Here is a 14,725-nt window from a genome sequence, read left to right on the forward strand (position 1 = left end):
CCACATGTGCCGTCGGGGCGTTCGTTTATCCCAGCCAAGGGCGTATAACGACACAAGACGCTCAAGGGCTTGTGTGATCGGATGCCGGGGCGCCTGCCACCCGAACGGCGCCCGCCCGTTTCCGACATCGACGCTTCCTCAGGAGGACAAGTGGGACGACTCTTCGGCACGGACGGCGTGCGCGGTGTCGCCAACGCGGATCTGACGGCCGAGATGGCGCTCGGCCTCTCCGTCGCCGCGGCGCACGTGCTGGCCGAGGCGGGCACCTTCGAGGGCCACAAGCCGACGGCGGTGGTCGGACGGGACCCGCGCGCGTCCGGGGAGTTCCTGGAGGCGGCGGTCGTGGCGGGCCTGGCCAGCGCCGGCGTGGACGTCCTGCGGGTCGGAGTCCTGCCCACCCCCGCGGTGGCGCACCTCACCGGCGCGCTCGGCGCCGACCTCGGTGTGATGCTGTCCGCCAGCCACAACGCCATGCCCGACAACGGCATCAAGTTTTTCGCCCGGGGCGGCCACAAACTCGCCGACGAGCTGGAGGACCGCATCGAGGCGGTGTACGACGCGCACCGGCACGGCGAGCCGTGGGAGCGGCCGACGGGTGCCGGGGTGGGGCGCGTCCGGTCGTACGAGGAGGGCTTCGAGCAGTACGTCGGCCATCTGCTGGCGGTGCTCCCGAACCGGCTCGACGGCCTGAAGATCGTCCTGGACGAAGCGCACGGCGCGGCCTCGGGGGTCTCGCCGGAGGCGTTCTCCCGGGCGGGCGCCGAGGTCGTCACGATCGGCGCCGAGCCGGACGGGCTCAACATCAACGACGGCTGCGGCTCGACCCACCTGGACCTGCTGAAGGCCGCGGTCGTCGAGCACGGCGCGGACCTCGGCATCGCGCACGACGGCGACGCCGACCGGTGCCTGGCCGTGGACCACACCGGTGAGGAGGTCGACGGCGACCAGATCCTCTCGGTGCTCGCGCTGGCGATGAAGGAGCGCTCCGCCCTGCGGGCCGACACGGTCGTCGCCACGGTGATGTCCAACCTCGGCTTCAAGCTGGCCATGGAGCGCGCGGGCATCCGGCTCGTGCAGACCGCCGTGGGCGACCGGTACGTGCTGGAGGAGCTGAAGGAGCACGGCTACGCCCTCGGCGGCGAGCAGTCCGGGCACGTGATCGTCCTCGACCACGCGACCACCGGGGACGGCACGCTGACGGGGCTGCTGCTGGCCGCGCGGGTCGCCGAGACCGGGCGGACGCTGCGGGAGCTGGCCTCGGTCATGGAGCGGCTGCCGCAGGTCCTGATCAATGTGCCCGACGTGGACAAGTCGCGGGTGAGGACGTCCGCCGACCTCGCCGCGGCCGTCGCGGAGGCCGAGCGGGAGCTGGGGGAGACCGGGCGGGTGCTGCTGCGGCCGTCCGGCACCGAGCCGCTGGTGCGGGTGATGGTCGAGGCCGCGGACATCGAGCAGGCCCGCTCGGTGGCCGGACGGCTGGCCGACGCGGTGAAGTCGGCGCTGGGCTAGGGGGTTTCCCGACCCGTCGTGCCCCGCGTGCCGAAGCGGCCCGCGCCCTGGTGGGCGCGGGCCGTTCAGCTGCCGGAGCGCGTGCGCTTGCGGGTCCAGAAGTACTTCTGGGCCAGCAGGGTGAACGTGCCGGCGAGGACGATGCCGAGCAGGTTCAGCAGGAGCTGCTGGGTGGACCCCCAGGTCTGGCCGGTGTCGCCGTAGCTCAGCGCCACGGCCGCGTTGGCGGCGGCCGGGACGGTGGTCACGGAGATGGCGACGCCGACCAGGGCGCCGGATTTGGCCGACGTCAGGGACAGCGTGCCGGCGGCCCCCGCGAGCACCGCCACGACGAACGAGAACCAGTCCGGGGCGTACACGAAGCCGGTGTTGGGGCGTGCGCCCTCCAGCTCGGCCTCGGAGAACAGGCCGACCGCGTCCATGAAGATGCTGAAGCCGACCGTCACCGCCATCGCCAGCGCGAAGCCCGCCAGCAGGGCGATCAGCGAGCGCAGCGCCAGGCGCGGGGAGCGCTGCACCAGTGCGGTGGCGACGCCGGCCAGGGGACCGAACTCGGGCCCCACGGCCATCGCCCCGACGATCAGGATCGCGTTGTCCAGGACGACGCCGCACGCGGCGATCATGGTGGCCAGGGTGATGAACGCGAGATAGGTGACCGAGAGCGTCGACTCCTCGTGCGTGGCGTCGGTCAGGTGCTCCCACAGCACGGCGTCCGCGGGCTCGCCGGGGGCGTCCCGCTCGGCCTTCTCGGCGCGCTCGGACAGGGAGAGCTCGATGGCGCCGACGGCGATGGAACCGGTGCGGTCCAGCCCCAACCGCTGCAGCTCGCCGATCAGTTCGTCCCCGGCCTCGCGTGCCACGTCGCACATGACCACGTCCCCGGCCGGGTCCCGGGCCGCGCCCGGCAGGACGACCAGGTGCGTGGTGCCGACGGCCCTCTCGATCACCCGGACCACGTCGTCGGTCGTGCCGGCCGGGGTGATCAGACGCAGATGCAGCATGGCGGCAGCGTAGACGTCACAGCTTGCGCAGCCGCAGCCGCTGCACCTTGTGGTCCGCGCCCTTGCGCACGACGAGCGTGGCCCGGCCGCGGGTCGGGGCGATGTTCTCGACCAGATTGGGCTTGTTGATCGTCCGCCAGAGCGTGCGGGCGTAGTCCAGGGCCTCCTCCTCGGAGACCTGCGTGTACTTGCGGAAGTACGAGTTCGGGTTCTGGAAGGCCGTCTGGCGCAGCTTCTTGAAGCGGTTGAGGTACCAGCGCTCGATGTCCTCGGCGCTCGCGTCGACGTACACGCTGAAGTCGAAGTAGTCGGCGAGACCGACCCGGGTGCGGCCGTCCTTGCCGGGCAGGGCGGGCTGGAGGACGTTCAGGCCCTCCACGATCAGGATGTCCGGGCGGCGGACGGTGAGCTTCTCGCCCGGCACGATGTCGTAGATCAGGTGCGAGTAGACCGGCGCGGTCACCTCGTCCTTGCCGGCCTTGATGTCGGCGACGAAGCGGGTGAGGGCCCGGCGGTCGTAGGACTCCGGGAACCCCTTCCGCGACATCAGGCCGCGGGCCTCCAGCTCCCGGGTGGGCAGCAGGAAGCCGTCCGTCGTCACCAGCTCCACCCGCGGATGCTCCGGCCAGCGGGAGAGCAGGGCCTGCAGCAGGCGGGCCACGGTGGACTTGCCCACGGCCACCGAGCCGGCGACCCCTATGACGAACGGGGTGCCGGACTGGGAGCCCTTCTCCCCGAGGAACGTGTTCAGCGCCCCCCTCAGGCCGTCCGTGGCGCCGACGTAGAGGTTGAGGAGCCGGGAGAGCGGGAGGTAGATGTCCCGCACCTCGTCCAGGTCGATCACGTCCCCGAGACCGCGGAGCTTCTCCACCTCCTCGGCGGTGAGCGGCAGCGGCGTCTTGTCGCGCAGCGCGCTCCACTCGGCGCGGGTGAGGTCGACGTAGGGAGTCGCCTCCGGCCTGTGCCGGTGGGCGCTCCGGGGCATCGGGGAGACCGGTGAGATCACAGTCCATTGTTAACGGAGGTTGAACGGGCCGGCGGGGTGGGGTGTGTCACGTGCCCGCCGGGCCCGGGGCGTGCCGCGGGGGCGGGCGGACCGCGTCGGTCCCCCCGCCCCCGCGCCGCGGAGCGTCAGCCGGTCCGGTCGACGAGTCCCTCGGGTACGACCCATCGCGGGTAGCCGAACCGCTCACCCAGGGCGACGAGACCCGGCCGGTCGGCCGGTACGCGGTACGCCTTCACGGCCCGGAGGAACAGCCGGTAGCCGAGGTCCGCGCACGACTCGGTGACCACCCGCTCCAGAGCGGGGACGAGACCGGTCACCGCAGTGCCGTACGCGGGATGCTCGACCGCGAGGCGCAGTCCTTCCGCCACCGGGTGGATCACTCGGAGGACGGCCCGCCGCAGTGCCTCGTCCACCACGGGCCGTGGTGGCGGGGGGACGAACGAGGGGTCGTCCTGGCGCACCCGGGCCAGCCATGTCTCCTCGATCTTCCGCAGCCAGGCGCCGGTGCTCATGCCGTGCTGCCGCGGATCGAAGATCCCGTGGGTGGCGGCGAGCCACACCGTGCGGATCGTCCCGTCCGTCAGCGGGGAACGCAGCAGCCGCTGGACGTCCTGGCCCAGTCGGGCGGCCTTCGAGCGGTCGAACTCGTCGACCGCCGCTCTCGTCATCTCGAGCCACACCGCGACGGGCCCGGCCTCGGGACGGGAGCGGGCGTACTGCCCGTAGAACTCGTCCAGCACCTCCCACCGCGAGGCCAGCCAGGTCAGCCCGAGGTCCGTCACGTAGACGTCCTCCAGGTGCCCGTCCCCGGCAGCGTTCTCGTGCGCAGTCCCGTCAGCCACCGTCACTTCTCCAGATAGGAGGTGTAGACGACCCACTTGCCGTGCGGATGCTGGGCGTTCTTCTTGCCGATGTACTTCAGCTGCACGACGACCCAGTCGGTCTCGACGGCGCTCTTCACCGCTCGAGAGCCGTCGCGTACCCATTTGTCGCCCAGCTGGACCCGCATGTCCCGTACTTCCCAGCGGATGGTCTTCAGATCGGTCCGCGGGTCGAAACGGCCTCCCTTGCCGTACTTCTGGGCCATCTTGGTCTCCCAGGCGCGCAGCTCGGTCACATGGTCCGCGTGGTGCTGCAGCCACTGCGTGATGGCCTTGTCCACGGCTTCGGCGGCGACGCTCTCGCTGGCCCAGCGCGTGGCGATGCCCTTGGTGTTCTGCGGGTCCAGCGCCTTCGCCGCCATCTCGCTGTCCGACTTCTTCACATGCTCGGCGATGGTGTGAGCGCCTTCGACGTCCTCGTCGAGGAGGATGTTCACACAGTTGTGGACCAGGACGCTCTGCGGGCGGGCGCCTGCGGTGCCGACGTAGAACGTGTGCACGCCGTCGACCGTCAGGTCGTACACCTCGCGGGGCGGCAGACCGGCTCGGTCCTTCACGGCCGTCACGGACCGGAACGTGCCGTCCGGCGTGCGCAGGCGGTCGCCGGTGCGCAGCGCGGAGACCTGTGTCCAGCCGCGGTGCCGCACGAAGAAGCGGTGGCCCGCCGTGCTGGACAGCACCCCGCCGGCCACCGTGATGTCCACCAGCCGCCGGGTGTCGTGCCGCATGGTGTCGGTCACCCGCCGTGCGGACGGCCGCCCGGTCTGCGGGTCCGTGGCGCGGACCAGGTCGCCGAGGCGGACGTCGCGGATCGCCTTGCGGGATCCGTCCGCCATGAGGACCGGGGTGCCGCCGGGGAAGCTGTTGCGTGTGCACGCGGTCGTCAGCTCCTCGTAGAGCTCGACCTCCCTCTCGATCGCGGCGACCGCCGCCGTGTCCACGCCTTCGAGGGCCTTCAGCGCCTTGAACGCGTCCCGGACGCCGACGCCGGTGACGAACGCGGCGTCCACGGCGCGCAGCGCTTCCGCGATGGGCCGGATGATCGTGCCGGCGAACAGGGAGACGACGTCCACGGCCGCCCAGGCGCATCCGCCCAGGCTGCCGCCCTCACCGCCGGGGACGACCTTCTGGGCGCACTTGATCCAGCTTCCGAACAGGATGTCGATCGGGTCGACGTTCTCCTGGAACTCGGCGATGGTGATGGTGTGCGAGACCGTCTGGGACAGTTCCTTGGTCTTGACCTCGCCGAGGTAGGCCGTCGCACCGGTCGGGCACATGAACTTCTGCGGGTCCAGGTCCTCCGCGGTGCACAGGTAGAGGTCGAGGACGGCCTTGAACCGGATCTTCGAGGTGATCGTGCAGTCGCCCTTGTAGGCGAGTTTGCTGAGCCAGCTGTCGCAGCTCTTGGACTTGCCGACGACCTCCGGGTCGCCGGTCTTCTCGATGTGGTCGACGACGTAGAAGACGTTGCCGATCGAGCCGTTCTCGTCGGCGACGGTGCCGGTGCCGATCTGTCCGGCCTTCTCCGCCTTCTCGGCCCTGTCGGCTGCCTCCTGGGCCTGTGTGGCGTACGTGTCGGCTTCCTCGGCCGCCTTCTCGGCCTCGGTCGCGGCGGCGTCGGCGCGGGTGGCGGCCGCGCGGGCGTCCTTGGCGTCCTGTTCGGCCCGGGCGGCGGCGGAGCGGGCGGCTTCGGCGTCGAGTTCGGCGGCGTCGGCGGAGTCGCGGGCGTCCTCGGCGTAGCCCTCGGCGTTGCCGGCGGCCTTGTCGGCCGCTGCAGCGTCCTCGGTGGCCTGCTGGTCGTACTCGATGGTGCGGGCCAGGGAGGCCTGCGCCGCTGAGGCGGCCTCGGCGGCGTCGGCCGCGTAGCCGAGGGCCTCCTTGGACCAGGTGCGGGCGTCGGCCGCGTACTTGGCCGCGTTCGCCGCGTGCGTGTAGGCCTCCTTGGCGTCGCCCTTGGCCTGGTCGGCGAGGTTCTTCGCGGCGTCCGCCTCGGCGGCGGCGTTCTTGGCGTGCGCGTCCGCGACGGCCTTCTGCTGCTCCGCGATCGACTTCGACGCCTGCCCGGTCAGCACCACCAGACCGGCGGCGGAGTCGGTGTCGGCATAGCGGGAGCCGAGCTGGACCGCGTCGTTGGCGGGGTCGGCGACCTCCTTGGCCGCCTTCCCGGCGTCCACGGCCGCCTGCGCGGTGACGTGGGCGTAGCCGGCGGCCTTCGCCGCGGCCGCGACCGCGTTGCCGGCCTCCTTGTCCGCCGCGTCGGCCTGCGCCTTGGAGTCCTTGGCGTGTTTCTCGGCCTCGTCGGCGAGCTTCACCGCGGCCCTGGCCTCGGCGGCGGCGTCCTGGGAGGCCTTGATGGCGTCCGCCGCGGCGCTGGTCGCGGTCCTGACCGCCGCGTCGGCCTTCAATTTGTCGGCCTGCGCGGCGTCCGCGTCCGAGCGGGCGCGCTTCGCCGCCGCCTCGGCGCGGGTGGCCGCGGCGTCCGCGTCGGCCGCCGCCTCGGTCGCGGCGTCGGCCTGCGAGCGCGCTCGGGTGGCGGCCGCCTCGGCGTCGTCGGCCGCCTTGTCCGCGGCGTCCGCCGCGGCGCGCGCGTCCTCGGCCGCCTCGCCGGACTCCAGCTTGTCGGCGTAGGCCATCTTGGCGTAGGCCTTGGCGCGGGCCGCCTCCGCCTTCTGTTCGGCCTCCCAGGCGTCGTCGCGCATGGCCTTGGCGTGGTCGCGTGCCTCGACGGCGTCGTCGCGCTTGCTCCCGGCGGTCTTCTCGGCCGCCTCCGCCTTGTCCTTGGCGTCCTTCGCCTTCGTCGCCTCGGACTCGGCGTTCTTGCGGTGCTGGGCGGCCTCGGCCCGCTTGGCCGCGGCCTTCTCCTTCTCCGCCTTGGCGGTCTTCTCCTCGGCCTCAGCGGCGAGCCGCTTGGCGTGCGCGTCGGCGGCGGCCGCCTTGGCGTCGCCCTCGGCCTTCAGCGCGTCGGCGAGCTTGGCCTGCGCGGTCTCCTTGTCCTTCTTGGCGTTGTCGCGGTGGACCTTGGCCGCGTCGGCCGCCGCCTTGGCCTGCCACTCGGCCGTCTCGGCGGCCTTCTTGCGGAACTCCGCCTTGGACTGCGCGGCCTGGGCGAGGGCGCGCTGGGCGATGGCCGCGCTGTCCCCGGCGGAGGCGCGGGTGGCGGCTTCGGCCGTCTCACCGGCCTTCACCAGTGCCGCGAGAGCCGCCGCTACACCCTTGGTGACCTGCGCCTTCTGCTGACCGACCAGAAGACCCCGGCCGCGTGGCGCACCGGCCGCGTCGGCGATGTCGTAGGCGGCCTGGACGGCCGTGTCCGAGGTGGTCGCGGCCTTCTGCGCGGCGGCCGACTGCGCCTTGACCACGGCCAGCTGCTTCGCCGCCCCGGCCTGGGCGGCGGCGACGCCGGCCTTGGCCTTGTCGAACTGCGCCTTGTCCGGGTAACCCGGCTGGTCGTCACCGGTGTGACCGTCGGGCACGATCCGCAGCTTCTGCGCGTCGGATCCGTTGCACGTGGAGAGCAGGGCGTCCTTGCCGTTGTCGAACGCCGCCAGGTTCAGGCACTTGCCCGTGGCGGCGTTGCGCAGCCCGCCCGCGGCGCGGACGTCGAACGTCCACTGCTGGGCCCGGGCGCTGCCGCAGTCCCGGATCTGGATCTTCGTTCCGTTGGCGTCGGCGCCGTTCAGCACCTCCAGGCACTTGCCGGAGTTGACGTTCCGCAGGGTGTGGCCGCCTTCGTAGGAGGCCCACAGCTGCCACTTCTGGGCGCTGCTGTCGTTGCAGGTGTAGATCTGGACGGGGGTGCCGTTCGTCTTGCCGGCTCCCTGGACGTCCAGGCACTTGCCCTTGGCCGCCTCCACCCGGATCTCCAGCGGGGCGTCGCCGATCCAGCCGATGCCTCCGGCGCTCCAGTAGTCCTGCCAGCGCGTCAGGTGATCGGCGGCCCAGGAGTGCCCAAGCATCTCGCCCAGGGCCTTCGCGCCCTTGGACAGGGCGTCGACGGCGGTCTTGTTCGCGTCGACGATCTGGTTGCGCTGGGAGGCCTGGGAGGCGATCTCCTTCTGCCACTCGTCGGCCGCGGCGGCGGTGATGCCGTCCAGCACGCCGTCCGGGTCCAGCGGGTCACGCCAGCCGCACGCCGCGAACCGGGTCTTCACGTCCTCGACCGCGATGCGGTACTCCGGTGTGCCGGGCTGCGGAGCGCTGCGCGGGAAGCCCCCGGAGGCGAGGAAGACGCGGGCGTCGTCGGCGCCCGCGTTCCTGCCGGGGCCGCCGTGCATCCACTCGAACGCGCTGCGCTCGGCGAGCGCCCGGTTCCACTCCTGCTGGGTGGTGCCGGCCGGGTCGGGGTCCTTGCCGTAGAGCGGGGCGCCCACGTCGTCGACGGCCTTCAGGGTCCTGTCGTCGGCCTTCGGAGTGGCGTCGTCGTAGAAGTCGTCGTCGTCCTTCCAGAACCGGTCGGCGATCCAAGGGGTCAGACCGGTCTGCTCGTAGAACCCCTTGCGGCCGTCGTCACCCGTGCCGGGCGGCCAGTGGAAGTCCGTGTCGGTGAATCCGCCGGGGGTGGCCAGCCCGTCGAGGGGCTTCTTCCACCCGTTCTGCAGCGCGGAGAGGGCGCCGAGTTCCCTGTCCGCCGCGTCCCTGTCCTTCTGGTACGCGGCGGCGAGCGGCGTCTGCTCCCAGTTCTTCCTGTCCGCCAGGACGTGGAGCTTGTCCGGCGGCTGGTTGAGGCCGCCCTGCGCGGTCGCGGCCATCGACGGCCCGCCCAGGCGCAGCACGTCGGCCATCAGGCACTGGTCCTGCCGCAGTTGTTCGGCGGCGGTGTCCTCGTACCAGGGGTAGGAGTCGGCGACCGGCTCGGCGGACAGCCGGACGGAACCGGGCTGCACGGCGATCCCGGCCATGACGGCCAGCGCGGCGACGGAGGTGACCGCGGAGGTCAGCCGTCCCGATCGCCGTCCTCCGGGCGGGTGGAACCAAGGTCTGTGGCGCACGGGGACATCCCTTTCTTCGTGCGTCGAGAGGGTGCGGCCCGGGAGACGGCCGAAGAACACGGAGAAGCGGTGGTTCCGGTGAACGCCTCAAGAACGCCCGGTCCAGCGGGCGTCGACACCTGTGGACAGCCGGTACGACGGCATGACGATGAGCTCCCTCCCCCGTGAGCGACGCTGTTCCCCCGGTCGCTCGGTGGCGCGCGTGACGACGGAGAGGTCGGGCTCCGTCCGCGCGCGGCGACACCTTAGGCACGTACCCGTACGCTCGGACAAGTGTTCACATCGGTGGTCCGCGCCACTGGCGTGAACTCGTCGCGCCTCGCCGGGGGACCGCGCCGGCCGGCGGCGCTCACCGAGCCTGCTCAGCGCGACGTCGCCGTGCGCGGCCGTGAAAGGCGAGCAGGGCGGCGCCTGCTGCGGCCCCGGAGGTTGACCGATTGTCGACCTCGGTCCTCGTCCGGGCACAGGGCGTCGGAGACCTTCGTACCCCGGTGGGAATTTCCGATTCCGGGCAGGCGGCGGGGCCTTTCGGCGGGCTTCCGGCCCTAGGCTGCCGTTCATGTGCGGAATCGTGGGATACGTAGGGTCGCGGTCGGCGCTCGAGATCGTGATGGCCGGGCTGAAGCGGCTGGAGTACCGGGGGTACGACTCGGCGGGCGTCGCCGTGCCGGCGGACGGCGGGCTGGCCGCCGCGAAGAAGGCCGGAAAGCTCGTCAACCTGGAGAAGGAGCTGGCCGACCGTCCGCTGCCGACGGGCTCGACCGGCATCGGGCACACGCGCTGGGCCACCCACGGCGGCCCCACGGACGCCAACGCGCACCCCCACCTGGACAACGCGGGCCGGGTCGCGGTGGTCCACAACGGCATCATCGAGAACTTCGCCGTGCTGCGCGCCGAACTGGCCGAGCGGGGCCACCGGCTGAACTCCGAGACGGACACGGAGGTGGTCGCCCACCTGCTGGCCGAGGAGTTCTCGGCGACCGCCGACCTCGCGGAGGCGATGCGCCTGGTGTGCGGGCGGCTGGAGGGCGCGTTCACGCTGGTCGCGGTGCACGCCGACGACCCGGACGTGGTGGTCGGCGCCCGCCGGAACTCGCCGCTCGTGGTGGGCGTGGGGCAGGGCGAGGCGTTCCTGGCCTCCGACGTCGCCGCGTTCATCGAGCACACGCGCTCGGCGATCGAGCTGGGCCAGGACCAGGTGGTGGAGCTGCGCCGCGACGGCGTGACGGTGACCGGCTTCGACGGCCGCCCGGCCGACGTCCGCTCGTACCACGTGGACTGGGACGCCTCGGCGGCCGAGAAGGCCGGGTACGACTACTTCATGCTCAAGGAGATCGCCGAGCAGCCCAAGGCGGTCGCCGACACCCTGCTCGGCCGGATCGACCCGTCCGGTTCGCTGACCCTGGACGAGGTGCGGATCAGCCCCTCCGAACTGCGGGAGATCGACAAGGTCGTCATCGTCGCCTGCGGCACGGCCTTCCACGCCGGTCTGATCGCCAAGTACGCCATCGAGCACTGGACGCGGATCCCGTGCGAGGTGGAGCTGGCGAGCGAGTTCCGCTACCGGGACCCGATCCTGGACGGCCGGTCCCTGGTGATCGCCATCTCCCAGTCCGGGGAGACCATGGACACCCTGATGGCGCTCCGGCACGCCCGCGAGCAGGGCTCCAAGGTGCTGGCGATCTGCAACACCAACGGCTCGACGATCCCCCGCGAGTCGGACGCGGTGCTGTACACCCACGCGGGACCGGAGGTCGCCGTCGCCTCGACCAAGGCGTTCCTCACCCAGCTGGTCGCCTGCTACCTGGTCGCCCTGTACCTCGGCCAGGTGCGCGGCACGAAGTGGGGCGACGAGATCCAGGCCGTGATCAAAGACCTGTCCCGGATCTCGGTGGAGGTCGAGCGGGTCCTCGGGACCATGGAGCCGGTACGGGCGCTGGCGCGGACGCTGGCGACGAAGAACACGGTGCTCTTCCTGGGCCGGCACGTCGGCTACCCGGTGGCCCTCGAGGGCGCGCTCAAGCTCAAGGAGCTGGCCTACATGCACGCCGAGGGCTTCGCGGCGGGCGAGCTCAAGCACGGGCCGATCGCCCTGATCGAGGAGGACCTGCCCGTCGTGGTGATCGTGCCCTCACCCCGCGGCCGGTCCGTGCTCCACGACAAGATCGTGTCCAACATCCAGGAGATCAGGGCGCGCGGGGCGCGGACCATCGTGATCGCGGAGGAGGGCGACGAGGCCGTGGTCCCGTACGCCGACCACCTCATCCGCGTCCCGGCCACCCCCACCCTGCTCCAGCCGCTGGTGGCCACGGTCCCGCTCCAGGTCTTCGCCTGCGAGCTGGCGACCGCGCGCGGCAACGAGGTGGACCAGCCGCGCAACCTCGCCAAGTCGGTCACGGTGGAGTGAGGGACGCGGCGCAGGGGCGGGCGCGCCTTTCGCGGGGGAGCCGCCCGCTCAGTGCACGGAGAAGCCGCCGTCCACGTGGATCGACTGGCCCGTGACATAGGCGGAGGCGCCGCTCGCCAGGAACACCGCCGCCCCCGCGAAGTCCTCGGCGAGGCCGTTGCGGCCCACCATGGTGCGCGCGGCCAGCGCCGCGACCCTCCCGGGGTCGGACGACAGACGCGCGTTCAGCGGGGTCGGCACGAAGCCCGGCACCAGGGTGTTGCAGGTGACGCCGTACGGCGACCAGGCCTCGGCCTGCGAACGGGCCAGCGACTCCAGCGCGCCCTTGGAGACGCCGTACGCGCCGCTGCGCGCGAACGCCCGGTGCGCCTGCTGGGAGCTGATGTGGATGATCCGGCCGAAACCCCGCCCGGCCATGGCGGGCCCGAACCGCCGGCCCAGCAGGAAGGGCGCCTCCAGGTTCACGGCCATGGTGGCGTCCCACACGCCCTCGTCCAGCTCGTCCATCGGCGGACGCGGATTGACGCCCGCGCAGTTGACGAGGATGTCGGGTTCGCCGAAGACGCCGGCGGCCTCCTCGGCCGCCGTGCGCACCCCCGAACGGGTGCTCAGATCCCCGCTCACCCAGGCCGCCCGGCACCCGTCGTCCAGCAACTCCTCGACCGTCGCGGCCAGTTCCCGCTGCCGCCGGGCCACGACGACGACGCGCGCTCCGGCCCGCGCCAGCGCCCCCGCGACGGCCCGCCCGATGCCCGAACTGCCTCCGGTCACCACGGCGGCACGGCCGTCCAGGGAGAAGAGGCCGCTGAGGTAGGCGCGCGAGGAGGACATGCCCGAAGCGTAGGCGACACGGCGTCACCGGACACGGGTCGTAGGGTGCTCGGCATGAGCATCATCGGGGTGGGCATCGACGTGGCCGAGATCGACCGGTTCCGGGTGTCCCTGGAACGGACGCCCGGGCTGGCCGACCGGTTGTTCGTGGAGCGGGAAATGCTGCTGCCGAGCGGGGAGCGGCGGGGCGTCGCGTCGCTGGCGGCCCGGTTCGCCGCCAAGGAGGCGCTGGCGAAGGCGCTGGGGGCGCCGCCCGGGCTGCACTGGACCGACGCCGAGGTGTACGTGGAGGACAGCGGGCAGCCGCGCCTGCGGGTCCGCGGGACCGTCGCCGCGCGGGCCGCGGAGCTGGGCGTGCGGGCCTGGCACGTGTCGCTCAGTCACGACGCGGGCGTCGCCTCGGCCGTGGTGGTCGCCGAGGGGTGACCGGTCCCGCGGCCCGGGTGCGTACGCCCGCCGCTTCGGGGGAGACTCGACGGCATGCGTACTGCGTACAGCGTGGAGACGGTGAGGACGGCCGAACGGGCGCTGATGGCGCGGCTGCCGGAGGGCGCGCTGATGCAGCGGGCCGCCGCCGGGCTGGCCGCCGCCTGCGCCGAACTGCTCGGACGGGTGTACGGCAGCCGGGTGGTGCTGCTCGTCGGCAGCGGCGACAACGGCGGGGACGCCCTGTACGCGGGAGCGCGGCTGGCCCGCCGGGGCGCCGGGGTGACGGCGGTGCCGCTGTCGCCCGGCCGGGTCCACGGCGGGGGCCTCGCCGCCCTGCGGCGGGCCGGCGGCTCGGTCGCCTCCCCCGACGCCGCCGGTGACCTCATCGGGCGGGCCGACCTGGTCGTGGACGGGATCGTCGGCATCGGCGGAAAGGGCGGACTGCGGCCGGACGCCGAGCGGCTCGCCGGTACGGTCGCGCGGTCCGGGGCGGCCGTGGTGGCCGTGGACCTGCCGAGCGGGGTCGACGCGGACACCGGGGAGGTGCGGGGCGCCGCGCTCCGGGCGGACCTGACCGTCACGTTCGGCGCGTACAAGCCGGGACTGCTGGTGGATCCGGCGCGGGAGTACGCCGGGGTCGTGCGCCTCGTCGACATCGGGCTGGCGCCGCCGGGCGGCTCCGCTGTCCTGGAGGCGCTGCAACACGCCGACGTGGCACGCCTGTTGCCGGCGCCGGCCGCGGAGAGCGACAAGTACCGGCGGGGGGTCGTCGGCATCGCCGCCGGGTCGGCGCGGTACCCGGGGGCCGCCGTGCTCGCCGTGTCCGGGGCGCTGCGGGGCGGCGCCGGGGCCGTGCGGTACGTCGGGCCCGCCGGCGAGGCCGTCCTCGCGCGCTTCCCGGAGACCCTGGTCTCCGACGCCGGGCCGGCGCAGGCCGGGCGGGTGCAGGCCTGGGTGGTCGGGCCGGGCGCGGGCGACGACGCGGCGACCGTGGCGGAGGTGCTGGCGGTCGACGTGCCGGTGCTGCTGGACGCGGACGGGCTGCGGCTGGCCGGGCGGGACGCGGTGCGGGGGCGTACGGCGCCGACGCTGATGACACCCCACGCGGGGGAGGCCGCCGCGCTGCTGGGGGTGCGGCGGGAGGAGGTCGAAGCGGCCCGGCTGTCGGCGGTGCGCGAGCTGGCGGCGGCGTACCGGGCGACGGTGCTGCTGAAGGGATCGACGACGCTGGTCGCCGACTGCGAGGGCGGCGCGGTGCGGGTGAACGCCACGGGCACGCCGTGGCTGGCCACCGCCGGGAGCGGGGACGTCCTGTCGGGGCTCGCCGGGTCGCTGCTGGCGGCGGGGCTGGGAGCGGTGGACGCGGGCAGCGTCGGGGCGTACCTGCACGGTCTCGCGGGCCGCTTCGCGTCCGCCGGCGCACCGGCGGGAGCGCACGACATCGCCGCCCGCATCCCGCAGGCCTGGAGAGACACCCACCCCTGACCCCCCGCCGGCCGGCCGGCCCCCCCCACAGCGCCCCCGGCCCCGCAGCCCGAACCCGGGCCAGGGGCGCGGGGAACCGCGCGCCCAGCCACAGGGCCCCGGCCCCGCAGCCGAGGGCATGCCGAACCCCGGTCAGGGGCGCGGGGAACTGCGCGCCCAGCCACCACGGACCTGCACCCGGCCACCGC

General features: G+C 73.2%; 9 protein-coding genes. 4 read left to right on the forward strand and 5 right to left on the reverse strand.

Features of this window, described 5'->3' with window-relative positions:
• Nucleotides 1-150 precede the first annotated feature (150 nt).
• Entirely contained in the window at nucleotides 151-1,509 is a 1,359-nt protein-coding gene (gene glmM, locus ABZ261_RS17035) for a phosphoglucosamine mutase (protein WP_356859819.1), read from the forward strand.
• Nucleotides 1,510-1,574: 65 nt separating this feature from the next.
• On the opposite strand, the gene ABZ261_RS17040 is transcribed toward glmM, so the two are convergent.
• From ABZ261_RS17040 to ABZ261_RS17055, 4 genes are all read right to left on the reverse strand, one after another.
• The gene (locus ABZ261_RS17040; RefSeq protein ID WP_356859821.1) at nucleotides 1,575-2,510 is read right to left on the reverse strand and encodes a DUF389 domain-containing protein; all 936 of its coding nucleotides are present in this window, start codon (nucleotides 2,508-2,510) and stop codon (nucleotides 1,575-1,577) included.
• A gap of 16 nt (nucleotides 2,511-2,526) precedes the next feature.
• A complete protein-coding gene (coaA, locus tag ABZ261_RS17045) occupies nucleotides 2,527-3,495 on the reverse strand; it encodes a type I pantothenate kinase (protein ID WP_356859947.1) in 969 nt (322 codons plus the stop codon).
• A gap of 146 nt (nucleotides 3,496-3,641) precedes the next feature.
• Nucleotides 3,642-4,358, reverse strand: coding sequence for a hypothetical protein (locus ABZ261_RS17050; RefSeq protein ID WP_356859823.1), 717 nt, complete (start codon nucleotides 4,356-4,358; stop codon nucleotides 3,642-3,644).
• Between the two features lie 2 nt (nucleotides 4,359-4,360).
• Nucleotides 4,361-9,295 (reverse strand): ricin-type beta-trefoil lectin domain protein, encoded by a 4,935-nt coding sequence (locus ABZ261_RS17055; protein WP_356859949.1) that lies wholly within the window; start codon nucleotides 9,293-9,295, stop codon nucleotides 4,361-4,363.
• 649 nt (nucleotides 9,296-9,944) lie between these two features.
• Between ABZ261_RS17055 and glmS the strand changes: the two genes are divergently transcribed.
• Nucleotides 9,945-11,792 (forward strand): glutamine--fructose-6-phosphate transaminase (isomerizing), encoded by a 1,848-nt coding sequence (gene glmS / locus ABZ261_RS17060; RefSeq protein WP_356859825.1) that lies wholly within the window; start codon nucleotides 9,945-9,947, stop codon nucleotides 11,790-11,792.
• Nucleotides 11,793-11,840: 48 nt separating this feature from the next.
• Here glmS and ABZ261_RS17065 read toward each other — a convergent pair whose 3' ends face one another.
• Nucleotides 11,841-12,623 (reverse strand): SDR family oxidoreductase, encoded by a 783-nt coding sequence (locus ABZ261_RS17065; protein WP_356859827.1) that lies wholly within the window; start codon nucleotides 12,621-12,623, stop codon nucleotides 11,841-11,843.
• A gap of 54 nt (nucleotides 12,624-12,677) precedes the next feature.
• Here ABZ261_RS17065 and ABZ261_RS17070 point away from each other — a divergent pair, with 54 nt between their 5' ends.
• A complete protein-coding gene (locus ABZ261_RS17070; protein ID WP_356859828.1) occupies nucleotides 12,678-13,049 on the forward strand; it encodes a holo-ACP synthase in 372 nt (123 codons plus the stop codon).
• 54 nt (nucleotides 13,050-13,103) lie between these two features.
• A complete protein-coding gene (locus ABZ261_RS17075) occupies nucleotides 13,104-14,537 on the forward strand; it encodes an NAD(P)H-hydrate dehydratase (RefSeq protein WP_356859829.1) in 1,434 nt (477 codons plus the stop codon).
• Nucleotides 14,538-14,725 lie beyond the last annotated feature (188 nt).

Source organism: Streptomyces sp. NPDC006193 (genome assembly GCF_040613915.1).
Classification (GTDB): Bacteria; Actinomycetota; Actinomycetes; order Streptomycetales; family Streptomycetaceae; genus Streptomyces.

Bases quoted from the DNA above. Each gene is read 5' to 3' on its own strand.
- ABZ261_RS17040 (WP_356859821.1), bottom strand. From the start codon at position 2,510: ATGCTGCATCTGCGTCTGATCACCCCGGCCGGCACGACCGACGACGTG.
- coaA (WP_356859947.1), bottom strand. From the start codon at position 3,495: ATGCCCCGGAGCGCCCACCGGCACAGGCCGGAGGCGACTCCCTACGTC.
- ABZ261_RS17055 (WP_356859949.1), bottom strand. From the start codon at position 9,295: ATGGCCGGGATCGCCGTGCAGCCCGGTTCCGTCCGGCTGTCCGCCGAG.
- glmS (WP_356859825.1), top strand. From the start codon at position 9,945: ATGTGCGGAATCGTGGGATACGTAGGGTCGCGGTCGGCGCTCGAGATC.
- ABZ261_RS17065 (WP_356859827.1), bottom strand. From the start codon at position 12,623: ATGTCCTCCTCGCGCGCCTACCTCAGCGGCCTCTTCTCCCTGGACGGC.
- ABZ261_RS17070 (WP_356859828.1), top strand. From the start codon at position 12,678: ATGAGCATCATCGGGGTGGGCATCGACGTGGCCGAGATCGACCGGTTC.
- ABZ261_RS17075 (WP_356859829.1), top strand. From the start codon at position 13,104: ATGCGTACTGCGTACAGCGTGGAGACGGTGAGGACGGCCGAACGGGCG.